Source organism: Amycolatopsis sp. NPDC045836, assembly GCF_056431745.1.
The window spans coordinates 92,173-117,208 of record NZ_JBWKKF010000017.1 but is presented as its reverse complement, the minus strand read 5'-3'; the positions used below and the strand labels follow the sequence as shown (position 1 = coordinate 117,208).

27 protein-coding genes are annotated in these 25,036 nt (G+C 71.3%); 18 read left to right on the top strand and 9 right to left on the bottom strand.

Annotation, left to right across the window (positions count from 1 at the left end):
* Nucleotide 1: 1 nt before the first annotated feature.
* Entirely contained in the window at nt 2-1,876 is a 1,875-nt protein-coding gene (locus AC07EG_RS29610) for a serine/threonine-protein kinase (RefSeq protein ID WP_478256491.1), read from the bottom strand.
* Nucleotides 1,877-2,029: 153 nt separating this feature from the next.
* On the opposite strand from AC07EG_RS29610, the gene AC07EG_RS29605 reads away from it, so the two are divergent.
* Complete coding sequence (locus AC07EG_RS29605; protein WP_478256490.1) at nt 2,030-2,341, top strand: hypothetical protein; 312 nt, start codon at nt 2,030-2,032, stop codon at nt 2,339-2,341.
* Nucleotides 2,342-2,373: 32 nt separating this feature from the next.
* On the top strand, nt 2,374-3,489 hold the full coding sequence (locus tag AC07EG_RS29600) for a transglycosylase SLT domain-containing protein (protein ID WP_478256489.1): 1,116 nt from the start codon (nt 2,374-2,376) through the stop codon (nt 3,487-3,489).
* A gap of 16 nt (nt 3,490-3,505) precedes the next feature.
* Here AC07EG_RS29600 and AC07EG_RS29595 read toward each other — a convergent pair whose 3' ends face one another.
* On the bottom strand, nt 3,506-4,135 hold the full coding sequence (locus tag AC07EG_RS29595) for a L,D-transpeptidase (protein ID WP_478256488.1): 630 nt from the start codon (nt 4,133-4,135) through the stop codon (nt 3,506-3,508).
* A gap of 103 nt (nt 4,136-4,238) precedes the next feature.
* Between AC07EG_RS29595 and AC07EG_RS29590 the strand changes: the two genes are divergently transcribed.
* The gene (locus AC07EG_RS29590) at nt 4,239-5,414 is read left to right on the top strand and encodes a pyridoxal phosphate-dependent aminotransferase (RefSeq protein ID WP_478256487.1); all 1,176 of its coding nucleotides are present in this window, start codon (nt 4,239-4,241) and stop codon (nt 5,412-5,414) included.
* A 77-nt stretch (nt 5,415-5,491) separates the two neighbouring features.
* Nucleotides 5,492-5,665, top strand: coding sequence for a hypothetical protein (locus AC07EG_RS29585; protein ID WP_478256486.1), 174 nt, complete (start codon nt 5,492-5,494; stop codon nt 5,663-5,665).
* A gap of 9 nt (nt 5,666-5,674) precedes the next feature.
* Here the strand turns inward: AC07EG_RS29585 and AC07EG_RS29580 are convergent, their stop codons facing one another.
* From AC07EG_RS29580 to AC07EG_RS29570, 3 genes are all read right to left on the bottom strand, one after another.
* The gene (locus tag AC07EG_RS29580) at nt 5,675-6,484 is read right to left on the bottom strand and encodes an SAM-dependent methyltransferase (RefSeq protein ID WP_478256485.1); all 810 of its coding nucleotides are present in this window, start codon (nt 6,482-6,484) and stop codon (nt 5,675-5,677) included.
* A gap of 65 nt (nt 6,485-6,549) precedes the next feature.
* A complete protein-coding gene (locus AC07EG_RS29575) occupies nt 6,550-7,161 on the bottom strand; it encodes an HAD family hydrolase (protein WP_478256541.1) in 612 nt (203 codons plus the stop codon).
* 5 nt (nt 7,162-7,166) lie between these two features.
* Nucleotides 7,167-8,201 (bottom strand): threonine aldolase family protein, encoded by a 1,035-nt coding sequence (locus AC07EG_RS29570; RefSeq protein WP_478256484.1) that lies wholly within the window; start codon nt 8,199-8,201, stop codon nt 7,167-7,169.
* Nucleotides 8,202-8,350: 149 nt separating this feature from the next.
* On the opposite strand from AC07EG_RS29570, the gene AC07EG_RS29565 reads away from it, so the two are divergent.
* From AC07EG_RS29565 to AC07EG_RS29525, 9 genes are all read left to right on the top strand, one after another.
* Nucleotides 8,351-8,872, top strand: coding sequence for a SigE family RNA polymerase sigma factor (locus tag AC07EG_RS29565; RefSeq protein ID WP_478256540.1), 522 nt, complete (start codon nt 8,351-8,353; stop codon nt 8,870-8,872).
* The gene (locus AC07EG_RS29560) at nt 8,865-9,590 is read left to right on the top strand and encodes a hypothetical protein (protein WP_478256483.1); all 726 of its coding nucleotides are present in this window, start codon (nt 8,865-8,867) and stop codon (nt 9,588-9,590) included. The genes AC07EG_RS29565 and AC07EG_RS29560 overlap by 8 nt, the downstream gene beginning before the upstream one ends.
* 37 nt (nt 9,591-9,627) lie before the next feature.
* A complete protein-coding gene (locus AC07EG_RS29555; RefSeq protein ID WP_478256482.1) occupies nt 9,628-10,206 on the top strand; it encodes a TetR/AcrR family transcriptional regulator in 579 nt (192 codons plus the stop codon).
* A gap of 647 nt (nt 10,207-10,853) precedes the next feature.
* A complete protein-coding gene (gene purB / locus AC07EG_RS29550) occupies nt 10,854-12,284 on the top strand; it encodes an adenylosuccinate lyase (protein WP_478256481.1) in 1,431 nt (476 codons plus the stop codon).
* Nucleotides 12,285-12,398: 114 nt separating this feature from the next.
* Nucleotides 12,399-13,211 carry a substrate-binding periplasmic protein gene (locus tag AC07EG_RS29545; protein WP_478256480.1) on the top strand — a complete coding sequence of 271 codons (813 nt, stop codon included), beginning with the start codon at nt 12,399-12,401 and terminating at the stop codon, nt 13,209-13,211.
* Nucleotides 13,212-13,225: 14 nt separating this feature from the next.
* Entirely contained in the window at nt 13,226-13,987 is a 762-nt protein-coding gene (locus tag AC07EG_RS29540) for an ABC transporter substrate-binding protein (protein WP_478256479.1), read from the top strand.
* Nucleotides 13,988-14,749 carry an amino acid ABC transporter permease gene (locus tag AC07EG_RS29535; protein WP_478256478.1) on the top strand — a complete coding sequence of 254 codons (762 nt, stop codon included), beginning with the start codon at nt 13,988-13,990 and terminating at the stop codon, nt 14,747-14,749. It abuts the gene before it with no gap.
* Entirely contained in the window at nt 14,746-15,477 is a 732-nt protein-coding gene (locus AC07EG_RS29530) for an amino acid ABC transporter ATP-binding protein (protein WP_478256477.1), read from the top strand. Before AC07EG_RS29535 ends, AC07EG_RS29530 begins: the two co-directional genes overlap by 4 nt.
* A 22-nt stretch (nt 15,478-15,499) precedes the next feature.
* On the top strand, nt 15,500-16,330 hold the full coding sequence (locus tag AC07EG_RS29525; RefSeq protein ID WP_478256476.1) for an MOSC domain-containing protein: 831 nt from the start codon (nt 15,500-15,502) through the stop codon (nt 16,328-16,330).
* Here the strand turns inward: AC07EG_RS29525 and AC07EG_RS29520 are convergent.
* Nucleotides 16,270-17,097 carry an SAM hydrolase/SAM-dependent halogenase family protein gene (locus AC07EG_RS29520; protein WP_478256475.1) on the bottom strand — a complete coding sequence of 276 codons (828 nt, stop codon included), beginning with the start codon at nt 17,095-17,097 and terminating at the stop codon, nt 16,270-16,272. The genes AC07EG_RS29525 and AC07EG_RS29520 overlap by 61 nt on opposite strands.
* 68 nt (nt 17,098-17,165) lie before the next feature.
* Between AC07EG_RS29520 and AC07EG_RS29515 the strand changes: the two genes are divergently transcribed.
* The 3 genes from AC07EG_RS29515 to AC07EG_RS29505 all read left to right on the top strand — a co-directional run bounded on the left by AC07EG_RS29515 (nt 17,166) and on the right by AC07EG_RS29505 (nt 19,067).
* A complete protein-coding gene (locus tag AC07EG_RS29515; RefSeq protein WP_335645121.1) occupies nt 17,166-17,261 on the top strand; it encodes a putative leader peptide in 96 nt (31 codons plus the stop codon).
* Between the two features lie 95 nt (nt 17,262-17,356).
* A complete protein-coding gene (locus AC07EG_RS29510; protein WP_478256474.1) occupies nt 17,357-18,277 on the top strand; it encodes a sulfite exporter TauE/SafE family protein in 921 nt (306 codons plus the stop codon).
* A gap of 112 nt (nt 18,278-18,389) precedes the next feature.
* Nucleotides 18,390-19,067 (top strand): DUF2334 domain-containing protein, encoded by a 678-nt coding sequence (locus tag AC07EG_RS29505; protein ID WP_478256539.1) that lies wholly within the window; start codon nt 18,390-18,392, stop codon nt 19,065-19,067.
* Here AC07EG_RS29505 and AC07EG_RS29500 read toward each other — a convergent pair.
* Together AC07EG_RS29500 and AC07EG_RS29495 are read right to left on the bottom strand one after the other, a co-directional pair.
* A complete protein-coding gene (locus tag AC07EG_RS29500; protein ID WP_478256473.1) occupies nt 19,039-19,674 on the bottom strand; it encodes an MBL fold metallo-hydrolase in 636 nt (211 codons plus the stop codon). The genes AC07EG_RS29505 and AC07EG_RS29500 overlap by 29 nt on opposite strands.
* 35 nt (nt 19,675-19,709) lie before the next feature.
* Complete coding sequence (locus tag AC07EG_RS29495) at nt 19,710-20,642, bottom strand: ArsR/SmtB family transcription factor (protein ID WP_478256472.1); 933 nt, start codon at nt 20,640-20,642, stop codon at nt 19,710-19,712.
* A gap of 64 nt (nt 20,643-20,706) precedes the next feature.
* Here AC07EG_RS29495 and AC07EG_RS29490 point away from each other — a divergent pair, with 64 nt between their 5' ends.
* Together AC07EG_RS29490 and AC07EG_RS29485 are read left to right on the top strand one after the other, a co-directional pair.
* Nucleotides 20,707-21,867 carry an MFS transporter gene (locus tag AC07EG_RS29490; protein ID WP_478256471.1) on the top strand — a complete coding sequence of 387 codons (1,161 nt, stop codon included), beginning with the start codon at nt 20,707-20,709 and terminating at the stop codon, nt 21,865-21,867.
* Between the two features lie 37 nt (nt 21,868-21,904).
* Complete coding sequence (locus AC07EG_RS29485; protein WP_478256470.1) at nt 21,905-23,401, top strand: aldehyde dehydrogenase family protein; 1,497 nt, start codon at nt 21,905-21,907, stop codon at nt 23,399-23,401.
* Here AC07EG_RS29485 and AC07EG_RS29480 read toward each other — a convergent pair.
* Complete coding sequence (locus AC07EG_RS29480; RefSeq protein WP_478256469.1) at nt 23,376-24,968, bottom strand: GMC family oxidoreductase; 1,593 nt, start codon at nt 24,966-24,968, stop codon at nt 23,376-23,378. The two genes, AC07EG_RS29485 and AC07EG_RS29480, sit on opposite strands and share 26 nt — an antisense overlap.
* Between the last annotated feature and the right edge of the window lie 68 nt (nt 24,969-25,036).

Below are 25,036 nucleotides of genomic sequence, written 5' to 3'. Positions count from 1 at the left end.
TCTACGGTTTCGGCAGCTTCGGCATGATGAGTCCGGCGAAGTTGAGCGACGGACCACAGACCTGCTCGGGCGCCGGCTGCTCACCGGTGATGCTGTGGTGCATCTGGACGACCTCGGCGGTGTCCTCGTCGATGCTCCGGTGCAGCCAGGTCAGCGTGCAGCTGGTGCCGGGGTCGTACTTCTTGGTCAGGTACACCGGGGTGCCGTTGACGTCGACGGTGCCGGTGACGTCGTAGTACGGGTCCGTGGACTGCACCGGTGGGAAGGACTTGACCAGTTCGACGTCCAGGAAACCGGAGATCTCCCAGTGGCAGCCGTGCAGGCCCTTGGGTTCGGCCCGCAGGACCGGCCCGAGGATCGGCTGCGCCTCGGCGTCGGAGGCCAGGGCGCAGACGTCGACCGGGACGACCGAGCCCGGCGGCTGTTCGTGCTGGGGCGGGTTCTCGCGCAGCACGCCGAGCGCGTCGGTGAGCATCGCCTTCGCCACCTCGCACGGCTTGTCCAGCTTCGCCGTGACGCTGGTGGCGGCCTTGATCACCACGTCGGCGCGGCCGTTGACCGGCACCGCCACCTCGCACGCCTCGCCGTCCTTGACCGTCAGCGGCAGCCCGGCCAGTTCACCGGACGGCACGCCCCCGATCGGCGGGTTGTCGCCGAGGCCGAGGTCCACCCAGTCGCCCTGCGGTCCCTCGTAGGTGCAGGTCCACAGGTGCACGTCGATCCGGGGCTTCAGCACCCCGACCCCGGGCACGGAGCGCCCGTCGAGCACCTGGCACGGGTCGACCGTGCGCAGCTTGTCGGTGCCGAGCGGATCGGGGTCGGGCACCCTGGCCGGCGGTGGCGCCGACTGGGCCGCCGGTGGCGTGGGGACGGCCGGTGGATCGCCGGCCAGTGAGTCGACCACCACGATGGAACCGGCGACCAGCGCGACCACCCCGGCCGCGGCTCCGGCGATCAGCAGCCCGCGACGGGACCGGCGGCGGCGCCGGGGTGGGTGCAGCGCCTCCTGCACCTCGGCGCGCTGCCGGTCGATCAGGTGCGGCACCACCGGCGGCCACGGACTGGCGACCGGCGCGATCGGCCCCAGCTGTTCGAGGATCCAGCCGGGTGCGGGGCGCTGCGCGGGATCCTTGGCCAGGCACGGCTCGGCGATCCGGCGGAGCTCGGGGGGCAGGGCACGCAGGTCGGGCTGGTGGTGCACGACGTTGTAGAGGGTGTGCGGGGTGGAGGTCCCGGTGAACGGGCTCTGCCCGGTGGCGGCCATCGCGAGCAGCGCGCCGAGCGAGAACACGTCGCTGGCCGGGGTGAGCGGACGCCCCTCGGCCTGCTCGGGCGACATGAACCCGGGCGAGCCGATGATCGAGCCGGTGTGGGTGAGCTCGGACCCGCCCTCGGCCGCGCGGGCGATGCCGAAGTCGATCACCCTCGGCCCGTCCGCGGCGAGGATCACGTTGCTGGGCTTGAGGTCGCGGTGCACCAGCCCGGCCCGGTGGATCTCGGTCAACGCCAGCGCGAGCCCCGCCGCCAGGTACCGCAGCGACCCGGGTGGCAGGGGGCCACCGGCCGCCACCGCCTCGCTCAACGACGGTCCCGGCACGAACACCGACGCCAGCCAGGGCGTCGGCGCCCCGGGATCGGCGTCCATCACCGCGGCGGTGTACGCGCCGGACACCAATCGCGAGGCGGTCACCTCCCGGTGGAACCGCTCCCGGAACCCGGCGTCGTGCGCGAAGCCGGGGTGGACCTGCTTGACCGCCGCCAACCGCCCGTCCGGCCCCACCCCGAGCAGCACCCGGCCCATGCCGCCCTCGCCAAGGGTGGCGAGCAGCCGGTACCGCCCCACCTGCCGCGGGTCCCCGGCGTTCAACGGCTTCACCACACCCCACCTCCCCGGGAGATGCTACAAACACATTCCGTGGGGAAAGCACGCCCGCGGTGCGGTGGAAGTTCTAAGGTGAGCGCGGAACCGCCGCCGGGACCACCACGTCTGATCGGGCGGACGTTGGCTTGTTGAAGGGGATGACCAGACGTGCCTGTGTACGACGCGGAGTCGATGGGGATCGCGGCGCGGCGGGTGGCCAAGCTGCGCGACGAGTTCGACAAGTCCAAGGGCAAGGTCATGCCGGTCGAGGGGGAGCACAACCCGTTCGGCGACATGAGCGGCTCGGGGGACGTCAAGGGAGCGCTGGGCGGGTTCCAGAGCGGGGTGCACTCCGAGTTCGAGGCCGGGGGCAAGCTGATGACCTCGCTCAGCGACGCACTGCTGCGTGCCGCGGGACTGATCGCGGAGAACGACCAGGCCTCCGGCGAGGCCATTGCCCGGCAGCAACGCCAGGCGTGACGAAACTGCACCTGGCGTAAGGGGGTCGCACCATGAGCGTGCTCGGATTGCCGGCGGAATGGCCGGCGGTCGAAAACAAGGCCAAAGAGGTCGAAAAGGTCAATCCGGCCACCATTCAGAAGGCAGCCGACGAATTCAAGGAAGCCGGCGCGAACGCCGACGACCACGCCGCCGAGCTGAAGAACGCCGCGGCGGGGCTGCAGCACGGCGTCTGGGACGGCCCGGCCGCCGACGAGTTCTTCGCCTACGTGGCCAAGGTCGGTGAGGCGGGCAAGAAGTTCAAGGACAAGCTCGACGAGGTCGCGGCCGAACTCGAGGGCCTGCAGAAGGACCTCAGCGAGATCAAGCGCAAGGTCGAGACCACGCGCGACGACGCCAAGAAGGCCATCGACGAAAAGATCAAGGCCACCGACTCAGCGGTCGCGGCGGCCCAGCAGCAGGCCGACAACGGCCAGACGCCGAACCCGGCCCCGGACGCCATCATCGCCGCGGCCAAGGCCGAGAACGACACCACGGCGAGCAACGCCAAAACGGACATCCAGAAGTTGCTGGACGAGGCCGACGCCAAGATCGCCAAGTCGCAGGAACTGATGAAGAAGGAGATCGAGGGTGGTTTCTCCTCGGTCACCCCGCCCGGCACCGCGAACGGCAACGGCGGGTCCACCGGCGGTGGCGGTAGCTCCGGCGGCAGCTCAGGCGGTGGTTCGTCCAGCGGGGGCGGTGGTGGTGCCTCCGGCGGCGGGGGCGGCCTCGGGCCCAGCGGTGGCCCGCCCGCGGGTGGCCCCCCGCCGGGCAACGTCGAGCAGTGGATCCGGGAAGCCATCAAGATCCTGCAGGCCAACGGCATCCCGGTCACCGAAGAGAACATCGACGAGATCTGGACGATCATCGAGAAGGAGTCCGGCGGCAACCCGCACGCCATCAACAACTGGGACTCCAACGCCGCCAAGGGCACCCCGTCCAAGGGCCTGATGCAGTGCATCGACCCGACCTTCCAGGCGCACAAGCTGCCCGGCCACGACGACATCTACAACCCGGTGGACAACATCATCGCCGGGGTCCGGTACACCTTCGACCGCTACGGCGGCTTCGAAGGCCACCCCGGCCTCAAGTCGATGGCCGGTGGCGGCGGGTACCAGGGCTACTGACCCGGTGGTGCGCCGGTCAGCGCACCACCTGCACCGCGTCCCCGACCCGCAGCGTGGAGAAGTACTTCGCCGACGCGCTCGGCGACAGGTGGATGCAGCCGTGCGACTGCTGCGACAGGCTCCCGGTGTGGAAGGCGATGCCCGGCACGAAGAACACCGAGTTCGGCATCGGTGCGTCGAACTCCCGGCTGTGGTAGTTCTTCACCTTCGAGATCACGCTGAACGTGCCGACCGGCGTCGGGTGGCCCTTCTTGCCCGCGGTGATCGGCGCCGGGCCGTAGACCACCTCGCCGTCCCGCACGATCCAGGTCTTCTTCGCCGACAGGTCCACGCACGCCCCCGAGGTGATCGAGCACGGCACCCCGGCCGCGGGCTTCGGCTTCTCCGACGACGACGGTTTCGGCTTCGGTTTCGGCTTGCTGCTGCTCGGCTTCGGCTTCGGCGTTTCCGAACTCGGCGCGGGTGACGACGGAGGAGTCGAGGACGGTGCCGACGACGGCGGTGCGGTGGTCGTGGTCACCGGGGGCGCGACCTCCCCCGCGGGCGCGGCCGCCCCGGCCGTGGTCCCCGACCCGCCCCCGGCCGAGCACGCCCCCAGCACCACGGCCGCGGCCACCCCGGTCACCGCCAGCACCAGCTTCTGCACAGTAGAACCCCCAGTCGTTCCGCCTACCCCTCAAGACGCCAAAACCGCTGTTCAGTTGCCTCCGCGGAGATCACGCTTGCGTCACGCACCTACGCTCGGGCCCATGGTCGAGTTCCCCGGTCCGGCCCGCCGCGCCGACGTGCCCCCGTTCCACGTGATGGATGTGCTCTCCGCCGCCCAGGCCCGCCGCCGCTCCCACGGCGACGTCGTCTCGCTCGCCGCCGGTCAGCCGACCGCGGGCGCACCCCGTCCGGTCCGCGAAGCCGCCGAGAAGGCGTTGCGCGAGGACAACCTCGGTTACACCGTCCAGCTCGGCATCCCGGAGCTGCGCGAAGCCATCGCCGGGCACTACGACCGCCGGTACGCCCTCGAGGTCAGCCCCGACGACGTGATCGTCACGACCGGCTCCTCCGGCGGTTTCCTGCTCTCGTTCCTGTCCGCCTTCGACCCCGGCGACCGGGTGGCGATGGCCCGCCCCGGCTACCCCGCCTACCGCAACCTGCTCACCTCGCTCGGCTGCGAGGTGGTCGAGTTCGGCGTGGACGCGAGCACGCGGTTCCAGCCGACCGTCGACCACCTCGACGCGCTCGGCCCGATCAAGGGCCTGATCGTGGCCGCCCCGGCGAATCCGGCGGGCACCGTGCTGCCACCGGGTGAGCTGGCCGCCATCGCCGGCTGGTGCGCCTCGCACGGCGTGCAGCTGATCAGCGACGAGATCTACCACGGCATCACCTACGACACCGAGGCCCCGTGCGCCTGGCAGAGTTCCGGCGAGGCGCTGGTGCTGGGCTCGTTCTCGAAGTACTTCGCGATGACCGGCTGGCGGCTCGGCTGGATGCTGGTGCCGCGGCGCCTGCACCGCGCGGTCGACGTGCTGACCGGCAACTTCACCATCTGCCCGCCCGCGCTCGCCCAGCGGGCCGCGGTCGCCGCCTTCCACCCGGAGTCCTACGCCGAGCTGGACGGCCACGTCGCGCACTACCGCGCCAACCGCGACCTGCTGCTCGACGGCCTCCGGTCGATCGGCCTGGACGTGGCGGCCCCGGTCGACGGCGCCTTCTACGCCTACGTCGACGTCTCCGCGCACACCGGTGACAGCCTCAGCTGGTGCCAGCGGCTGCTCGCCGACACCGGGCTGGCCATCACCCCCGGCATCGACTTCGACCCGGTGGACGGCGGCAAGTTCGTCCGCCTGTCCTTCGCCGGCGCCCGTGAAGACCTCACCGAAGCCGTGCGGCGCCTCGGCGGCTGGCTCGGGGGAACCCCGGCTTTTCCCTGAACGTTGCCCGGGTGACGAGCTGCGCGGGCCCCCGGCGTGGGAGTGTGGGGGCACGTCCAGCGACAACGGAGGAAGCCATGTTCTGGAAGATCGTCGGGGCGCTGATCGCCATCTGGCTGGCGTTCACCGTGCTCGGATTCGTCATCAAGGGCCTGTTCTGGCTCGCCGTGATCGGCGGGGTGCTCTTCGTCGGCACCGCGGCCTACGGTGCGATCAAGGGCAAGAAGGAGCCCAAGCGCCTCCGTCCCTGACCGGACCCGTCAGACCTTCCTGGCGACCGCGCAGAGCAGCATCCGGTGCATGTTCGCCAGCGGTAGCAGCCGCGGCCCGTCCGGCCACCACTGGTGCGCGTGCACCAGGCCGGGGTCGAGGAGCTCCGTGCCGCCCAGCAGCGCCTCGATCTGCTCGCGGCAGCGGGCCACCGCGTGCAGCGGGGTGCCCTCGTACAGCCGCAGCAGCTCCCGGGTGACCCGGTTCGCCTCGCTGTTGTCGCCGGTGTCGTGGATGTGCGTGAGCAGCACGTAGGAACCGGGGGCGAGTGCGCTCACGTATCCGCCGAGCACCCGCCTGGCCTGCTCGAAGTCGGTCAGGTGGTGCAGCATCGAGCACACCACCAGGCCGACCGGCTGGTCCAGGTCGAGGTGCACGGCGAGTTCGTCGAGCGTGTCCTTCGGATCGGTGTAGTCGCAGCCGAGGAAGTGCGTCGAGTCGTAGTTCGCCAGCCGGGCGCGGCCGTGCGCCAGCACCAGCGGGTCGTTGTCCACGTAGACCACCCGCGCGTGCGGGTGGAACTGCTGCACCACCTGGTGGATGGTCGGCTCGGTGGGCAGGCCGGCGCCGAGGTCGGCGAACTGCGCGACCCCGCAGCGCTCGGCCAGGAACCGCACCGCGCGGAGCATCCACTGCCGCAGCTCCTGCGCCACCACCGGGGCTTCGGGTGCCACCGCCAGCACCCGCCGCAGCAACTCCCGGTCCGCCTCGTAGTTGTCCGCGCCGCCGAGCAGCGCGTCGTGGAAGCGGGCCTGGCTCGGCTGCGAGTAGTCGATCGGCACCGGGCCGGGACCGGTCATGCAAGCACCTCGGGCGGAGTGTGACGGAAGCAACAGGCGGTGCTCACTCTATGACGTGCCGTCCATCAACTGAACGGCAGCGGCCCCGCAGTACTCGTCCGGCCCAACTGGGCCCGTGCCTCCGTGCATCCGGTCCACCTTTCAGCCCGCAGCCCGGCGGCGATCGCGCCGTCGACATTCACCTGCCGGTCGTCGAAGAACAGGCATTCTTCGCCGCGGGCCCCGAGCCGGTCCAGCAGAAAGCGGAAAATCGCCGGATCGGGTTTGATGACGCCCAGATCACCGGAAAAGACCAGGTGCCGGAAATGCCGCGCCCAATCCTGTGCTTCCACCCACCGGCCCATCGACGGCGCGGCGTTGGAGAGCAGGGCCAGCGGCACCCCGGCGTCGTCCAACTCGGCCAGCAGGGCCAACGTCTCGGGATCGGTGCGGGACCAGCCCTCGATGTCCAGCGCGGTGAGTTCGGCGGACCGGGATTCGTCCATTCGGACGCCCAGTTCCGCACCCAGCGCACTCCAGTATTCGAGGTCGCCGCCACCGGCGTCGTAGGCGTTGCGGTGTTTCCAGTAGACCGGCTCGAACTCACCGAGGGAGGCGCCGAAACGCGTGGCGAGTTCCGGAAGTGCTTCGGTGCGCTGCACGATCACTTCGCCGAAGTCGAAGACGACCCAATTGATCGCGTTCACCGGGCGGCCACCGCTTTGATCCGGCGCAGGGCTTCGTCGATGTCCGGGGTGGACACGTCGCGGTGGGTCACGAACCGCACCTTGCCCGCCATCGGCGACGCGAGCACGCCCGCGTTCTCCAGCCGGGAGATGGTCAGCGGCACGTCCGGCACCCCGGCCAGCACGATGTTCGTCTGCGGTGCGGTGACCGCCCAGCCGATCTCGGTGAGGCCGTCGGCCAGTCGCCGGGCGTTGTCGTGGTCCCCGGCGAGGCCGGCCTGGTTGTCCAGGGCGCGCAGGCAGGCCGCGGCCAGCACCCCGCCCTGGCGCACCCCGCCGCCGAGCATCTGCCGCATCCGGCGGGCCTGCTCGATGAACTCGCGGCCACCCGCCAGCGCCGAGCCGACCGGGGCGCCGAGGCCCTTGCTGAAGCAGACCGACACCGAGTCGGCGCCCACGGCGAGCGCGCCGACCGGCAGGTCGAGCGCCACGGCGGCGTTCCACAGCCGGGCGCCGTCCAGGTGGACCTTGAGCCCGGCTTCCTTGGCCGTGGCGACCAGCTGGGCGTGCTCGTGCGGTGGCACCACCGAGCCGCCCGCGGCGTTGTGGGTGTTCTCCAGGCAGAGCAGCGTGGTGCGCAGCAGCAGGTAGCTGCTGTCGCGCGGGCCGATCGCCTTGGCCAGGGTGGCCGCGGTCGGCCGTCCGGGACCGGCGTCGGGTTCGAGCGGTTCGGGCATGCCGCCGGCCAGCCACGCCGAGCTGCCCAGCTCGCGGACCAGCACGTGGGCGTCGCGCGGGGCGAGGAAGCGGTCACCGCGGCCGAGGTAGAGGGTCAGCGCGATGACGTTCGCCATGGTGCCGCTGGGCACCCAGAGCGCGGCGGGCAGGCCGAGCAGTTCGGCGGTGCGTTCCTCCAGCCGCCGCATGGTGGGGTCGACGTCGATCACCGCATCCCCGACCTCCGCGGAGGCCATCGCGGCGCGCATGGTTTCATCCGGGCGGGTGACGGTGTCCGATCGGAGGTCGATGGTCGGGCTCGTTGCGAAGGTCACGGCCGGATCACACCACATCGTTCGTTGCGCTTTCAAACAGTCTGGTGGAACCCGGGTTCCGGTGGATCGGTTCGCGAACCCGTGCAACCGTGGACGGGCCCGGTTCCGTCTACCCTGTCGAACACCCGATGGAGCGGAGAGCCAACCGCGTGGACCAGCGCGAGGAGCAGGAGTTCGCGGAGTACTTCGCCGCCAAGCGGGACTCCGTGCGTAGAACCGCGTACATGCTCTGCGGCGACTGGCACCGCGCGGACGACCTCGCGCAGACGGCGTTCGTCTCGCTGCACCGGCGGTGGCGGAAGATCCGCGACCGCGCGGCGACCGACGCCTACCTGCGCAAGACGCTGGTGCGCGCCTCGATCGACGAGTCGCGGCGGCCGTGGCGGCGGGAACGGCAGGTGGAGGAGTTGCCCGAACCCGTGGCGCAGGCCGGTCCCCGGCTCGACGAGCAGGTGGCGACCAGGGAGGACCTCCTGGCCGGGCTGCGCGGCGTGCCGTCCAGACAGCGGGCGGTGCTGGTGCTCCGGTACTTCGAGGGACTGGACGTCAGCGGCGTGGCGAAGGCGCTCGGGTGTTCCGAAGGAACGGTGAAGAGCCAGACCGCCCGCGGGCTGGAGAACCTGCGGAAGGTACTGGGAGAACTCGGTGAGGAGGTGGACTCCCGTGGATGACCGGCAGCTCGAGACGCTGTTCCGCGACGCGCCGGGCGAGACCCCCGAGCCGACGTTCGATATCGATCAGGTGACCAGGGCGTCACACCGGGCGACGGTGCGCCGGCGCACCACGGTCTCCGCGGTTTGCGGCGCCGTGCTGGTGGTACTCGTCGGTGCCGGGGTGATCGGCGTGACCCGGGACTCCGGTGACGCGATGACCGCGGCGGCCCCGAATTCCACCGAAGAGGTGAATGGCAATACCCAGCTCGGCCCCATGGGGCAACCTGGGGAAGGTCCGGGACGTCCTCCCGTCGCGGCACCAGAAAGCTTCCCGCCCGGCTCGCCCATGCAGGGGGGCGAGACGACCGGGGAGACCGGCCCTCGGGCCGAAGGCACCTTCGGGTGCGACCAGGCGGATCGGGAGCTCGCCACCGCCCTCGCTGGCGAGCTCCCGGTCCCCGTCCCGGACGGGACGGCGATGCCCGGTCGCGTGTGTTCGACGGATCTGCGATCCGCCGCGTTCCCGGTCGGCGGCGGTGTCGTCTCGGCTTCGGTGGTGCCGCCGGGGGTCTCGCTGACCCTGGCCACCCAGCCGGAGGGCACGCTGACCGCCGAGGCCCAGTCGCCCACCGGCGCGACCGTGCTGGTGCTGAGCATTCCGGCGGCCGGTTCGACCGACGCCCCGTTCGCCAAGGACATGCAGGGTGTCGCCGACGCGCTCGCGAAGCGGTTCTGACCGGGGGGTGCCTGGCGGACTGGCAAAATGTCCGCCTGTGACCACCGCCGCGAGTACGCCGAAGGGTGAGCGCCGCCGCGCCGCGCTCGTCGAGGCGGCTTCGCAGCTGCTGGCCGAAAGCGGTTTCGACGCCATCCGCCACCGCGCGGTCGCCGAGCGCGCCGGCCTGCCACTGGCGTCGACCACGTACTACTTCGACTCGCTCGAAGAGCTGGTGACCGCGGCCGTGGAGCACCACGCGCGGCTGGAACTGGTGCAGGGCAGGCAGTGCCTGGCGGAAACCGGCGACCGCTCGCTGGTCGACCTGGTGCTGGAGCTGCTGCTGGGCCCCGCCCGCGAGGACCGCGAGGCCGACGCCGAAGCGGTGCTGCTGCGGTACGAACGCCTGGTCGCCACGGGCCGCCGGAAGTACCTGCGCCCGCTGATGCGCACCCTCTCGGCCGAGCTGGACCACCTGCTGCTGGAGATCTTCGCGCGATCCGGACACCCGGTGGACGCCGCCGAGTTGGAACGGCTGGTCGCCCTGGTCGACGGTGCCGTGGTGAACGCCCTCATCGAAATCGACCCGGACCCACGAGCGGCAGCGGCGCGGATGCTGGCGGAGGCCCTGCCCTGACGGTTGTCCACAGGGTTTCCCGGTTGTGGACAACCCCTGTGGACAACGATGGGTGCGTGGGTGGTGGGCGGTAGGCTGGGCTTGGGACGCCCCCCGAGGCGGGTGGGGGATGTTCTTGGGTGTGTGGGGCGGGACCACCCCGGTTTTTCAGTGTGACTACGGCGATGACCTGCGTGTCAAGGCGGGAAAGATGCCTTGACACGCAGGTCATCGCCGTGTTTTTGGCTTTGGACCGGGGATGGGGTGGGGCTGGGTGGGCTCGGGGCTGGTTGGGGTGCCCGGGTTCTGTTGGGTGGGGATTGCTGGGGTTGTGCCGTGGAGGGGGGCGGGTTTGCGGGGTCCGGCTGTGGAGGAGCTTTGGGCCTCTGGCCGTGGAGGGAGCTTTGGGCCTCTGGCCGTGGAGGGAGCTTTGGGCGTCTGGCTGTGGAGGGAGCTTTGGGCGTTTACTGCGGAGGGAGCTTGGGGGTCTGGCTGCGGCGGGGCGTTGGGTTCTGTCCGGCTTCGGGTTCTCGGCCAGGGGGGCGTACCGGTGGCCTGGTCGCCAGGCGCGGAAGGTGATGGTTCGTCCAGGTGGGGGCACCCGCCGAGGGGGCCCGCCGCTCGGGTGCGGCGCCACCGGAAATCATCGCGGTGGGTAGCCTGAGCCGGTGAGTGAGAAGCCCGCCATCCCCAATGTGCTCGCCGCTCGGTACGCGTCCGCCGAGTTGGTGGCGCTCTGGTCCCCCGAGAACAAGGTTCGCCTCGAGCGTGAGTTGTGGCTCGCGGTGTTGCGGGCCCAGCGCGAGCTGGGGGTCGAGGTGCCCGAAGGGGTCATCGAGGACTACGAGCGGGTGCTCGACCAGGTCGACCTGGCGAGCATCGCCGAGCGTGAGCGGGTGACGCGGCACGACGTGAAGGCGCGCATCGAGGAGTTCAACGCGCTCGCCGGGCACGAGCACGTGCACAAGGGCATGACCTCCCGCGACCTCACCGAGAACGTCGAGCAGTTGCAGCTCAAGCGGTCCCTGGAACTGGTCCGCGGCCGGGTGGTGGCCACGCTCTCGCGGCTGGCCCAGCTCGCCGTCGAGCACACCGATCTGGTGCTGGCCGGTCGCTCGCACAACGTCGCCGCGCAGGCGACCACGCTCGGCAAGCGCTTCGCCACCGCCGCCGACGAGTTGCTGGTGGCCTACGACCGGCTCGACAACCTGCTCGGGCGCTACCCGCTGCGTGGCATCAAGGGACCGGTCGGCACCGGGCAGGACATGCTCGACCTGCTCGGCGACAAGTCCACTTTGGACAAGCTGGAAGACGGGGTGGCCGGGCACCTGGGGTTCGCCGCCCGGTTCGACAGCGTGGGGCAGGTCTACCCCCGCTCGCTCGACTTCGACGTGCTGTCCACTGTGGTCCAGCTGGCCGCGGCGCCGTCCAGCCTGGCCAAGACGATCCGGCTGATGGCCGGGCACGAGCTGGTCACCGAGGGCTTCAAGGCCGGGCAGGTCGGCTCCTCGGCCATGCCGCACAAGATGAACACCCGCTCCTGCGAGCGCGTCAACGGCCTCGCCGTGGTGCTCCGCGGTTACCTCTCCATGATCGGCGAACTGGCCGGCGACCAGTGGAACGAGGGCGACGTCTCCGATTCCGTGGTGCGCCGGGTCGCGTTGCCCGACGCGTTCTTCGCGCTGGACGGATTGTTCGAGACGTTCCTCACGGTGCTCACCGAGTTCGGTGCCTATCCGGCCGTGGTCGACCGTGAGCTCGGTCGCTATCTGCCGTTCCTGGCCACCACCAAGGTGCTGATGGCCTCGGTGCGGGCGGGCGTCGGCCGGGAGACCGCGCACGAGGCGATCAAGGAGAACGCCGTCGCCGTCGCGCTGGCCATGCGCGAGCAGGGCAGCGGGGAGAACGACCTCGTCGCCCGCCTCGCCGCCGACCAGCGCATTCCGCTGGACGCCGGGGAGCTGGAGAAACTGCTCGCCGACCGGCTCTCCTTCACCGGGGTCGCCACGGCTCAGGTCGACGCGGTGGTCCGGCGCGTGCAGACCGTGCTGGAGCGCTACCCCGAGCACGCGAACTACGTGCCGGCGCCCATCCTGTGAGCTAACGCACCGGCCGGTGTCCACGTGGTGGGACGGCATTTCCGGAACGGGCGAAATCCCTAGGGTTGGCGCGAACCTGCCGCGCCGACACGCGCCCGAACCCCGGAAAGAAGCATGAGATCCACGCTGTCCAAAACCCTCGTCCTCGCCGCCGCGCTGATCGCGCTGGCCGGTTGCGGGTCCTCCTCCGGTGACTCCGCCGGGCAGACCCTGCGGGTCGGCACCCTCACCGACGCGCCGCCGTCGATCTACCTGGAGAACGGCACCTTCACCGGCTACGACAACGAGCTGCTCCGCGACATCGCCCGGCGCGAGGGCTTCTCGGTGGAGTTCGTCGGCACCGAGTTCGCCGGGCTGCTGGCCAGCGTGAACAACCGCACCTTCGACATCGGCAGCTCCACCATCTCCACCACCGAGGAACGCAAGAAGACCGTCGCCTTCTCCAACGGCTACAGCACCGGTTTCACCACCATCGTGACCAAAAAGGACGCCGGGCTGAAGGCGGTGCCGCAGTTCGCGGGCAAGCGACTCGGCGTGGTGCAGGCGTCGGTGCAGGACGACTTCGCCGGCAAGAAGGTGCCGGGTGCCGAGGTGGTGCGCTTCCCGGACTACAACGCGGGTTTCGCGCAGCTGCGCAACGGCACGCTCGACGGCTGGGTGGTGCCCAAGGACATCGGGCAGAAGTACCTGGACCAGAACCCGGACGTGCCGCTGGAGTTCGGCTACACGGTGGAGACCAAGGACACCCCGTCCGCGTTCGCCGTGCGCAAGGGCAACACCGAGTTGCTGGACAAGCTCAACCGCGGCCTGTCCGCGGCCATCGCCGACGGCACGGTGAAGCGGCTGCACGAGCAGTTCTTCAAGACCGAGCCGCTGCCCGCCGAACTCGAACCCGGCGGCCCCGGCCTGCCGGTGCAGAACCCGTGAAGGGGACCGGAACGATGAAAAAAGCCCTGCTCCTCGCCGCGGCTCTGCTGCTCACCGCGTGCGGTACCGGTGACGACGGCCAGCGCGCCCTGCGCGTCGGCACGCTCGGTGACGCGCCGCCGAACATCTACCTGGAGAACGGCAACTACACCGGCTTCGACAACGAACTGCTCAAGGCGATCGCCGCCAAGCAGAACCTGCAGCTGGAGTTCTCCGCCACCGAGTTCTCCTCGCTGCTCGGCCAGGTCGCCAACGGCCAGTTCGACCTGGCCAGCTCCGCGATCGCGCAGACCGAGGAGCGCAAGAAGAACGTGGACTTCTCCGCGCCGTACAACTACGAGGTGATGAGCATCCAGGCCAAGGAGGGTTCGCCGGTGACCGACGAGAACTCGCTGGCAGGCAAGCGGGTCGCGGTGATCCAGGGCACCGTCGGCGACAGGTGGCTGACCACCACCGTGCCCGCGGCGCAGGCGGTCCGCTTCCCCGACTACGCCGCCGCCCTCACCGCGCTGAAGACCGACGCGGTCGACGCCTACATCCTCGACCTGACCATCGCGGAGAAGAACGTCACCACCAACCCCGACGCGAAGCTGCGGGTGGTCAAGCCGTTCACCACCGACGTGCCGCACGGGTTCGCCGTGCGCAAGGGCAACACCGAGCTGCTCGGCAAGCTGAACGAGGGGCTCAAGCAGGTCATCGCGGACGGCACCTGGACGCGGCTGCACCAGCAGTTCCTGCCCACCGCCCCCGCCGCACCCGAGTTCCAGGTGTCCTGAGTGGACGCTCTGCTGGACACCTTCCTCAACTGGGAGTACATCTGGCAGGTCTTCCCGGACCTGCTGGGCACCGGCCTGCTGAACACGCTGGTGCTCGCGCTCTCCTCGGCGGTGCTGGGCACCCTGCTCGGCATGGTGCTGGCGGTGATGGGGCTCTCGGCGAAGCGGTGGCTGCGCTGGCCGGCGCGGGTGTACACCGACATCTTCCGCGGCCTGCCCGCCATCCTGACCATCCTGCTGATCGGCCAGGGCCTCGGCGTGCTGGCCAGGGACGTGGTCGGCACCAACCCGTACCCGCTGGGCATCCTGGCGCTGAGCCTGATCGCCGCCGCCTACATCGGCGAGATCTTCCGCTCCGGCATCCAGAGCGTGGAGAAGGGGCAGCTGGAGGCCAGCCGGGCGCTCGGCATGGGCTACGGCAAGGCGATGCTGCTGGTGGTCATCCCGCAGGGCGTGCGGCGGGTGCTGCCCGCGCTGGTGAACCAGTTCATCGCGTTGATCAAGGACTCCAGCCTGGTCTACTTCCTCGGCCTGCTGTCCTCGCAGCGCGAGCTGTTCCGGATCGGCCAGGACCTCGCGGCGAACACCGGCAACCTCTCGCCGCTGGTCGCCGCCGGTTTTGTCTACCTGGTGATCACCGTGCCGCTGACCCACCTGGTCAACTTCATCGACAAGCGGCTGCGGCAGGGGCGCGAGGTCGACCACGACCGCCCCGACGAAGACGAGCTGGACCTGGTCGCCAGCGGGAAGGTCGGCTCATGAGCGGCGCGGCGAGCGTGGAGCTGCGCGACATCCACGTGTCCTTCGGCACGCTGGAGGTGCTGCGCGGGGTGGACCTGAAGGTCGGCAAGGGCGAGACCACCTGCGTGATCGGCCCGTCCGGCTCGGGGAAGTCGACCCTGCTGCGGGTGGTCAACCGGCTTCAGGAGCCGGATTCCGGCGACATCCTGCTGGACGGCGAGAGCGTGGTGGCCACCGACGCCGACCAGCTGCGCCGCCGGGTGGGCATGGTCTTCCAGCACTTCAACCTGTTCCCGCACCGGACCGTGCTGGACAACATCACCCTGCCGCTGCGCAGCGTGAAGGGCCTGGACAAGGCCGAAGCGCAGCAGATCGCCCGTGACCGGCTGGCCGAGGTCGGGCTGGCCGACAAGGCGCCCTACCGGCCGGCTGCCTTGTCCGGCGGGCAGCAGCAGCGGGTGGCGATCGCCAGGGCGCTGGCGATGGACCCCGAGGTGATGCTGTTCGACGAAGCCACCAGCGCACTGGACCCCGAGCTGGTCAAGGGTGTGCTGGAGCTGATGGCCGGCCTGGCCGGGCGCGGGCTGACGTTGCTGGTGGTGACCCACGAGATGGGCTTCGCGCGGCAGGTCGCCGATCACGTCGCGTTCATGGACCGCGGCCGGATCGTCGAGCTGGGCGAGCCGGCGCAGGTGTTCGAGCAGCCGGAGAGCCCGCGGTTGCAGCGGTTCCTGTCCCAGGTCCTCTAGCCGGAGCGCCTAGCCTGGTGGCGTGGCCCGTATCGCGAAGCTCTGGCACTACCCGGTGAAGGGGTGCGGTGGCGTCGAACTGCCCGTCGCCGAGATGACGCCCGCCGGGATCCGGCACGACCGCACGTTCATGGCGGCGGCCCCCGACGGCACCTTCCGCAGCCAGCGCCGCCACCCGGTGCTCGCCGCGGTCCGGGTCGAGGTGCTCGACGACGGCGCCCGGCTGCGGTTGCGCGCGCCGGGCGTGGAGGACCTGGAGCACCCGGTCGTCTTCGACGGCCCGCGGCACCCCGCCTCGGTGTTCACCTTCGACGGCAAGGGCGTGCACCAGGGCGCCGAGGCCGCCGAGTGGTTCTCCACGGTGCTCGGCGAGCCGTCGGTGTTCCTGCGCGTGCCGCCGGACCACGCCAGGGTGACCGGCGGGGTGACCGAGGGCACCGCCGGGTTCGCCGACGGACACGCCGTGCAGGTGGTCTCGGAATCCTCGCTGGCCGCGTTGAACGAGCGGATCGCCGCGGCGGGCGGGGCACCGGTGCCGATGGACCGGTTCCGCGCCAACATCGTGGTCTCCGGCTGGGCCGAACCACACGTCGAGGACACCGTGCGGACCTTCGCCGCCGGCGGGGTCGAGCTGGTCTACGCCAGGAAGTGCCTGCGCTGCACGGTGCCGCTGGTCGACCAGGAGACCGGCAGGCGGACCGGTTCCGAGCCGATCCGCTCGCTGGCGAAGTACCGCCGGGTGCCGGAGGGCAAGGTCGCCTTCGGCATGAAGGCCGCCGTGTCCCGTACCGGTCAGCTCGCCGTCGGCGACGAGGTCACCGTGCAGATCTGGGCCGAAGAACCCGCCGTGTGAAGCCCGAGCGACTTCGCCGCCGAACCGCCGTTGACCGCCACCGCCAGCCGGTCGGCGGAGTCGGTGTACACCACGCCTTCGCCCGGCGGCAGGTCGGCGAACGTCCGGCCGCGGCCGGCCACCAGCTCGTGCGCCCCGCAGCGCACGACCAGGAACCCGGACAACTCGGCCCGCTCCAGGTCGGCCGGGGTGGCGGCGAGCTGCACGTTGCCGAACCGGTCCACCGCCAGCACCTCGGCGACCAGCTGACCCGGCCGCGCGACGACCCTGGGTTCGGGCAGCCGCACCAGGTCGGTCACCGGGTCGCCGAAGTCGGCGGGGGCCGCGCCGAGCGCCAGGTGCGCGGCGGCGGGCGCGAAGATGTCCCGGCCGTGGAAGGTGGCGGAGACCTTGGGCAGCCGGTACCGCGGCTCGGTCAGCTCGTAGGCCGCCAGCACCCCGCCCAGCGCGTCGGCGGCCGGTGGCAGCAGGCCGTTGTCCGGGCCGACCAGCAGACCGCGGTCGGTCACCACGACCACCCCGCGCCGGGCGGTGCCGACGCCGGGGTCGACCACCGCGAGGTGCACGGCCTCGGGCAGGTAGGGCACGGTCTGGGCGAGCACCGCGGCACCGTGGCGGACGTGCTGCGGGGGGATCGCGTGGCTCACGTCCAGCACGCGGACGAGCGTCGCGCGCTGGGCGATCACGCCGTGGCAGGCCGCGACAAAACCGTCTTCGAGGCCGTAATCGGTGGTGAAGGAAATCCAGTCGTAGGCCGTTCGGGGCATTTTCTCCGTACCGCTCACCATCTGGGAAGTGCTGGATCAGCACTTGGGCGTCTGGGACCATCGTGATCGTGACGACGCAGGTGCACCTCCTCGATGTGATCGCGCTGGTCCAGCGCAGGCACATCGACCTCGTGCGCGTCGATTCCGCTCTTTGCCGCCGCTGACGCGCGGCCTCCACTTCTTTTTTCCGCATCACCTCCCTTCCCCGTTCACGGCGGTGCGCCGATCGTGTCCCGCCTTCCCGCGAACCGAGGTTCCCATGCGCACGTTCCTGTTGTTCGGATTGGCCGGGCTGCTGGCCCAGCTCGTCGACGGCACCCTGGGCATGGCGTTCGGGGTGACGGCGACGACCACCCTGCTCGCGGTCGGCACCGCCCCGGCCGCCGCGTCCGCCGCGGTGCACCTCGCGGAGGTGGGCACGTCGCTGGCGTCCGGCCTCTCGCACTGGAAGTTCCAGAACATCGACTGGCGCACGGTGGGCATCCTGGCCCTGCCGGGTGCACTGGGCGCGGTGCTCGGCGCGTACGTGCTCACCTCGCTGTCCACCGAGGACGCGACGGTGTGGATCACGCTGATCCTGCTGCTGCTCGGGCTGTACGTGCTGATCCGCTTCGCCTTCCTGAAGCTGGGCAAGCTGATCACCGGCAAGCGGCCCGGTGCCAAGTTCCTCGCCCCGCTCGGCCTGGTGGCCGGGTTCGTCGACGCCACCGGCGGGGGTGGCTGGGGCCCGGTGGCCACCACCACGCTGCTGTCTTCGGGCCGGTTGGAGCCGCGCAAGGTGGTCGGGTCGGTGGACACCTCGGAGTTCATCGTCGCGCTCGCCGCCAGCCTCGGCTTCCTGTTCACCCTTTCCCAGGAGGACAACCTCAATTACACCGTGGTCGGCGGCCTGATGCTCGGTGGCATCATCGCCGCGCCGCTGGCCGCGTGGCTGGTCCGGCGGCTGCCGCCGCGGCTGCTCGGTGCGCTGGCCGGTGGGCTGATCGTGTTCACCAACGCGCGCACGCTGCTCAAGGAGTTCGGCGCCGACGACTGGATCTACACGGTCACCTACGCCGCCATCGTGGTGCTCTGGGCAGCGGGTGTCTACGCAGCGGTCCGCTCGCTGCGTGAAGAGCGCAGGCTCAACGCGGCCGCGGGCGAGGATGACGCCCCCAAGGAAACAACCGTCGTGCAGTGACATGGGCGTGACCTCGCAGGGGTGCATGTTTAGCGTCGAGTAGGGGCGGGCGTCACCTCGCTGTCAGAGCGTGGTCACCCACCGCGCGCTTACTGGTCGGGTGGACACCAAGCTGCTCGTTTCGCTGTCCGGCATGAATCCGAGGACGCTGCACCGCTGCGCCGAGCTGGCCGAAGAGCTGGATCGGCGCAGCGTGCCGCTGTCCCTGCTGTGCACCCCGTCGACCGGGGTGACCTCCTGGCTCAAGCAGCGCGTGGAGCGCGGTGACGACCTGCTGCTGCACGGGTACGACCACACCGTGCCGCCGACGCACCGCGCGGTCAGCCTCGGCCGCAAGGCGGAGTTCGCCGCGCTGCCCGCGCACGAGGCCCGGCTGCGGCTGATCGCGGCCACGGCCACGCTCGACCACGCCGGTCTGCGCACCGAGGGGTTCGCGCCGCCGCGGTGGCTGGCCTCGCGCGGCACGCTGGCCGCGTTGCGCGAGCACGGCTTCCGGCTCTGCGCCGACGTCACCTCGATCCGGGACCTGGAAACCGGCGAGGTGCGGCGCGCGCGGGTGCACGGGTTCGGCAGCCAGCGCCAGCGCACCGAAACCCTGCGGTGCTTCGCCCTGGTGCTGACCGCGGCCAGGGTGGCCCGCCGGGGTGGCCTGCTGCGCCTCGGCGTGGACGCCGGCGACCTGGTCCGGCCGAGCCGCCGCCAGGCCTTCCTGGACGCCGTCGACGTGGCGCTGGAAGCCGGCGCCGAAGGCACCACCTACCTCACACCGGCGTCGGTTCCCCTGCGCTGAGCACCCGGATCTCGGTGCCCTCCGGACCGAGACCGCTGAACATGCCGTACATCATGTCCGGCTTGGCCAGCACCTTCTCGTGGATCGGCACGGCCACGCGCGGGGCGACCGCACGCAGGAAGTCGATCGCCTCGGCCGCCTTCAGCCAGGGCGCCGCGGTGGGCAGGCCGAGCACGTCGATCGGCCGGTCGAGCTGGAACAACGCGTCGCCGGGGTGGTAGAAGGCGCCGTCGTCGAGCAGGTAGCCGATGTTGGGTACCACCGGCAGGTCGCGGTGGATCACCGCGTGCTGACCGCCGACCACGCCGACCTCGGTGTCGCCGAAGGTGAAGGCGTCGCCGGGCAGCGCCGTCCGTGACTCCAGGCCCAGCTCCCGCACGGTTTCCTGCGAGCCGGGGTCGGTGATCAGCCGGGCGCCGGGGTTGGCTTCGAGCAGTGCGGGCAGGCGCTCGCCGTCGAGGTGGTCGAAGTGCTGGTGGGTGATCAGCACCGCGTCGAGGTCACGCAGGTCCTCGAAGCCCTGGGAGAACGCACCCGGGTCGAACAGGATCCGCGCGCGGCCGGTCTCGGCGAGTACACACGAATGTCCATAATGGACTAATTTCATCCGGTCATCCTTGTCTGAGCAGGTCGGATCCCAGGCTAGGCGCCGACCAGTTCGGCGCCAAGTCGAGTGCGCGCGTACCGGACGGTCCGGCCGCTGCGGGTGGCGGTCAGCAGCCCGGCCCCGGTCAGCGCCCGCAGGTGCCCGGACACCGTGCCGGGCGCCAGGCCCAGCCGCCGGGCCAGCGCGGTGGTGGTCGACGGCTCGGCGAGCACCCGCAGCAGCTGCGCCCTGGTCCGGCCGAGCACCGCCACCAGCCGCGGATCCGGGTCGGCGGCCCGCCACAGCCGCGCCACACCGCGCGCCGGGTACAGCAGCGACGGCTGCCACGGCGGCACCAGGATCACCCCGGCCTTCGGCCAGGCGAACACGCTCGGCAGCAGGAGCAGCCCGCGTTCGTCGAGCGTGGTGCGCGAGCGGCTGGCGCTCTCCACGGCCAGCACGTCCCCGGTGAGCTTCACCCGGGGGTGCAGGTCGGCCAGCGCCAGTTCGATCCCGCCTTCGCCGAGCCGCCGGGTGCGGTGGTCGAGGTCGGCGGCCAGCACCTCGTGCAGCCGCGGCCACTGCGGCTCGATCAGCTCGTGCCAGGCCAGTTCGAGCTGGTCGCCGAGCAGGTCGCGGGCCTCGGCGGGGTCTTCGGGCAGGCCGCTCAGGTCGGCGTCGACCATGGCCAGTTCCAGCGCCACCTGTGCGGGCGGGGTCCGGCGCAGTTCGGCCAGCTGCGCCTCGACGGTGGTGCGCGGACCCTGCGGTGGCGGGCTGAGGAATTCGGTGATGTACCGGTTCGCGCTCAGGACCGTGCGCAGTTCCGTCAACGGGAGCGTGGGCGTCACGGTGCTCAGCCACGGCTCGTACGCGGGGTGGCGGCGGACGCCCTGCAACACCTGGATCGCCCCGAGCACCTCTTCGAGCGGGGAGATGGCGAACCGCAGCCGCCGGGCCCCGGTGGCGGTCAGCACCAGCTCGATCATCAGCGTCCTTTCGGCTGTGGCCGAATCATTATCGCGCCCGGGGCCCGCCGAAGAGGCTCTGCGCATGACCGAAAGCCTGCTGCGACACCGGCCCTACTGGCGCTGGTCGATCGGGGTGCAACTGGCCCGGCTGCCCGCCACCATGGCGCCGCTGGCGTTCACCGTGCTGACCACCGCGACCACCGGCTCCTACCGGCTCGGCGGGGTGATGATGGCGGTTTTCGTGGTGGCCGAACTCGCCGGTTCCGTGCCGGCCGGCCGGTTGCTCGACCGGATCGGGCCGTCACGCGGGCTGGTGGCCTTCCTGCTGTGCGCGGCGGCCGGCCTCGGCGGGCTCGCGTTCGCGGCGTCGGCGGGGGCGGCCCCCGGCGTGCTGCTGGTGCTGGTCGTGGTGCCGGGGCTGATCGCGGGCGGGTTGTCCGGCGGGTTCCGGTCGCTGCTCGCGGGTACGGTCACCGGTCCGCTGCTGCCGCGGGCGGTCTCGGTGGACGCCATGCTGATCGACGCGGTGGTCATCGGCGGGCCGCTGCTGGTCGCGTTGCTCACCGGGTTCGGCGCGGTGTGGCCGATCGCCGCGATGGCGGTGGTCTTCGTGGTTTCGGCGGTGCTGGTGCCGCGCCGGGAGGCACCGGCGCCGGTCGCCGGTCCACGGCCGCCGCTGCCGGTCCGGGCGGCCGTGCCGTGGCTGGCCTGCCAGTTCACCATCGGCCACCTGCTGTCCACGGTCGAGGTCGCGCCGTACGCGCTGGCGCAGCGGCTCGGCGGGGCGGAAGGGGCCGCGGCGCTGATCATCACCGTGCTCTCCGGCGCGAGCATCGCCGGCGGCGCGCTGTACGCCTGGCGCGGGGTGCGGCTGGCCGTGGCCCCGCGGGTGCAGGCGCTCGTGCTGCTCACCGGGTTCATCGCGGGCGGCGTCACGGTGGCGCTCGACCTCGGCTGGCCCGGTCTGCTCACCGGTGTGGTGCTGATCGGCTTCTGCACCGGTCCGCTGGTCACCGTGGCCTCGGTGCAGATGCAGGGGCTGCTGCCGGAAGGCCGCCGGTCGGAGGGGTTCTCGCTGTCCTTCGTGGTGCAGGCGAGCGGCTTCGGGCTCGGCTCGCTGACCGTCGGGGTGCTGCCGTTGTGGCTGGCCCCGGTGTTCGGGGTGGCCAGCGCGGTGCTCGCCTGTGCCATTCTGGGCAGACGCCCCGCCAGAGTAGTTGGCACCTTGCCAGCAACGTCGTAGCCTGGGGACCCCGACCGAGTCGACTCCGGAGACGCCGATGACCGCCGTCCAGCCGAAATCCGCCGCTGCCCAGGAGACCTTCGATTCGCTGAGCCCGGCCACCGACGAGGTGGTCGGCACCTACCCGGTGCACACCGCCGAGCAGGTCGAAGCCGCCGTCGCCCGCGCGCGCGCCGCCGCCGCCTGGTGGGAGTCGCTCGGCTTCGCCGGGCGCGCGCAGCGCCTGCAGCAGTGGAAGGGCGTGCTCACCCGGCGGCTGCAGCAGCTGTGCCAGGTGGTGCGTGACGAGACCGGCAAGCCGATCGCCGACGCCCAGCTCGAATCCGTGCTGGCCATCGAGCACATCGCCTGGGCGGCCAAGAACGCCCGCAAGGTGCTCGGCCGCAAGCGCCGCCCGTCCGGGCTGCTGATGTCGAACCAGGCGGCGACGGTGGAGTACCTGCCGCTCGGGGTGGTCGGTGTGATCGGGCCGTGGAACTACCCGGTGTTCACCCCGCTCGGCTCCATCGCCTACGCGCTCGCCGCGGGCAACGCCGTGGTGTTCAAGCCGAGCGAGTTCACCCCCGGCGTCGGCAAGTGGCTGGTCGACGCGTTCGCCGAGGTGGTGCCCGAGCAGCCGGTGCTGCAGCTGGTCACCGGCTACGGCGCCACCGGCGCGGCGCTGACCAGGGCGGGTGTGGACAAGATCGCCTTCACCGGCTCCACCGCCACCGGCAAGAAGATCATGGCGGCCTGCGCGGAGACGCTGACGCCGGTGGTCATCGAGGCCGGCGGCAAGGACCCGGTGCTGGTCGACGCGGACGCCGACCTCGACGCCGCCGCCGACGCCACGGTGTGGGGCGCGTTCTCCAACTCCGGCCAGACCTGCATCGGCGTCGAGCGGGTCTACGTGCACGAGCGGGTCCACGACGAGTTCGTGGCGAAGGTGGTGGAGAAGAGCCGGGCCGTGCGCGCGGGCTCCGACCACGACGCGCAGTACGGCCCGGTGACCATGCCCTCGCAGCTCAAGGTGATCAAGCAGCACATCACCGACGCGCTCGCGCGCGGCGGCAAGGCGCTGGTCGGCGGGGCCGAGGCGGTCGGCGACCGGTACGCCCAGCCGACCGTGCTGGTCGACGTGCCGGAGGACAGCGAAGCCGTGCGCGAGGAGACCTTCGGGCCGACGGTGACCATCGCGAAGGTGTCGTCGATGGACGAGGCCGTGGAGAAGGCCAACAACACCCGCTACGGCCTGGCGGCGACGGTCTTCTCCAGGTCGCGCGGCATGGAACTGGCCCGGCGGCTGCGCACCGGCATGGCCGCGATCAACGCGCCGCTGTCGTTCGCGGGCATCGCGTCACTGCCGTTCGGCGGCGTCGGCGACTCCGGGTTCGGCCGCATCCACGGCCCGGAGGGGCTGCGGGAGTTCGCCCGCACGAAGGCCATCGCGCGGCAGCGGTTCACCGCCCCCATCGCGCTGACCAGCTTCGACCGCAAGGAGAAGACCGACGCGCTGGTGGCGAAGCTGATCACCGTGCTGCACGGGAAGCGCTGATCAGGTCGGCCGCCTTCTCGGCCACCATGATGGTGGGCGCGTTGGTGTTGCCCCTGGGCACCACGGGCATGACCGACGCGTCCACCACCCGCAGGTTCTCCACCCCGCGCACCCGCAGCTCCGGATCGACCACGGCCTGCTCGCCGGTGCCCATCGCACACGTGCCGACCGGGTGGTAGAGCGTCTGCGTGTGCTGGCGAACGTGCTCGGCCAGCGCGTCGTCGTCGAGGTCGTGGCGCTCCGGCAGGAACGGCCGGTCGAGGTAGCGCCGCAGCTCGCCGCCGCGGCCGATCTCCATCAGCGTGCGCAGCCCGGCCAGCATGGCGGTGAAATCCGCCGGTTCGGCGTAGTAAGCCGGGTCGATTTCCGGGCGCCACAGGGGATTCGCCGACTTCAGCCGCAGCCGCCCCCGGCTGGCCACCTCGACCAGGGTGGCCGCGGCGGTGAACCCCGGTGTGGTCGGCTCGCGCATGCCGTTGTCGTAGAACAGCGTCGGCGCGACGTGGAACTGCATGTCCGGGGCGGCCAGGCCGTCGATCGTGGGCATGAACCCGCCCGCCTCACCGACGTTCGACGCCAGCGGACCGCGCTTGGTCACCTGGTAGCGCACCATGCCCAGCGGCGTGGCGGAGTCGACCAGGTCGGTGGTGCCCCTGGTGGCCCAGACGACACCGGCGGCCGGGTGGTCGTGCAGGTTCTCGCCGACGCCGGGCAGCGCGGCCACCACGTCGATGCCGTGTTCACGCAGGTGCTCGGCCGGGCCGACGCCGGAGAGCATGAGCAGCTGCGGCGAGTTGACCGCGCCGCCGGAGAGCAGCACCTCGCGCTCGGCGTGGACCGCGCGGTCGACGCCCTTGTGCGAGTAGGACACACCGATCGCCGTGGTGCCGTCGAACAGCACGCGGGTGGTCTGCGCGTGCGTGCGCACGGTCAGGTTCGGGCGGTCCATCGCCGGGCGGAGGTAGGCGTCGGCGGTGGACCAGCGGCGGCCCCGGTGGCAGGTGACCTGGTACTGGCCGGCACCCTCCTGGCGCTCGCCGTTGAAGTCGTCGGTCGGCTCGAGGCCCCACGTGGTCGCGGAATCGACCCAGGCGTGCGACAGCTCGTGGGTGAACACCCGGTCCTCGACGTGCAGCGGGCCGTCGGTGCCGTGCAGCGGTCCGCCGAGGCGGGTGTTGCGCTCGGCGCGCTTGAAGTACGGCAGCACGTCGTCGTGGCCCCAGCCCACGGCGCCGTGCTCGTCGCGCCAGCGGTCGTAGTCGGCCCGGTTGCCGCGGATGTAGATCATCGCGTTGATCGAGGAGCAGCCGCCGAGCACCTTGCCGCGGGGCCAGTAGGTGCTCTTGCCGAGGTGCTTCTGCTCGACGGTCTCGTAGTTCCAGTCGTGCCGGGTCTTGAACAGCGCCGGGAACGCGGCGGGGATGTGGAACTCGTCGTCGGTGTCCTCCCCGCCCGCCTCGAGCACCAGCACCCGGACCGCGGGGTCCGCGCTGAGCCGGTTCGCCAGCACGCAGCCCGCACTGCCCGCCCCGACGATGACGTAGTCGAAAGTCTCCCGCTCGGCCACGGTGCCTCCAGTTGTTGACCTTCCGCCAAGGCGATGATGGTCTGCTCCGGGCTCGGGCGGAAGGGGGG

Excerpts from the sequence above, each read along its gene's own strand:
- AC07EG_RS29600 (WP_478256489.1), top strand. The coding sequence starts at position 2,374 with ATGAGCGTGCTCGGATTGCCGGCGGAATGGCCGGCGGTCGAAAACAAG.
- AC07EG_RS29590 (WP_478256487.1), top strand. The coding sequence starts at position 4,239 with ATGGTCGAGTTCCCCGGTCCGGCCCGCCGCGCCGACGTGCCCCCGTTC.
- AC07EG_RS29585 (WP_478256486.1), top strand. The coding sequence starts at position 5,492 with ATGTTCTGGAAGATCGTCGGGGCGCTGATCGCCATCTGGCTGGCGTTC.
- AC07EG_RS29580 (WP_478256485.1), bottom strand. The coding sequence starts at position 6,484 with ATGACCGGTCCCGGCCCGGTGCCGATCGACTACTCGCAGCCGAGCCAG.
- AC07EG_RS29545 (WP_478256480.1), top strand. The coding sequence starts at position 12,399 with ATGAGATCCACGCTGTCCAAAACCCTCGTCCTCGCCGCCGCGCTGATC.
- AC07EG_RS29540 (WP_478256479.1), top strand. The coding sequence starts at position 13,226 with ATGAAAAAAGCCCTGCTCCTCGCCGCGGCTCTGCTGCTCACCGCGTGC.
- AC07EG_RS29530 (WP_478256477.1), top strand. The coding sequence starts at position 14,746 with ATGAGCGGCGCGGCGAGCGTGGAGCTGCGCGACATCCACGTGTCCTTC.
- AC07EG_RS29520 (WP_478256475.1), bottom strand. The coding sequence starts at position 17,097 with ATGCCCCGAACGGCCTACGACTGGATTTCCTTCACCACCGATTACGGC.
- AC07EG_RS29510 (WP_478256474.1), top strand. The coding sequence starts at position 17,357 with ATGCGCACGTTCCTGTTGTTCGGATTGGCCGGGCTGCTGGCCCAGCTC.
- AC07EG_RS29500 (WP_478256473.1), bottom strand. The coding sequence starts at position 19,674 with ATGAAATTAGTCCATTATGGACATTCGTGTGTACTCGCCGAGACCGGC.
- AC07EG_RS29495 (WP_478256472.1), bottom strand. The coding sequence starts at position 20,642 with ATGATCGAGCTGGTGCTGACCGCCACCGGGGCCCGGCGGCTGCGGTTC.
- AC07EG_RS29490 (WP_478256471.1), top strand. The coding sequence starts at position 20,707 with ATGACCGAAAGCCTGCTGCGACACCGGCCCTACTGGCGCTGGTCGATC.
- AC07EG_RS29485 (WP_478256470.1), top strand. The coding sequence starts at position 21,905 with ATGACCGCCGTCCAGCCGAAATCCGCCGCTGCCCAGGAGACCTTCGAT.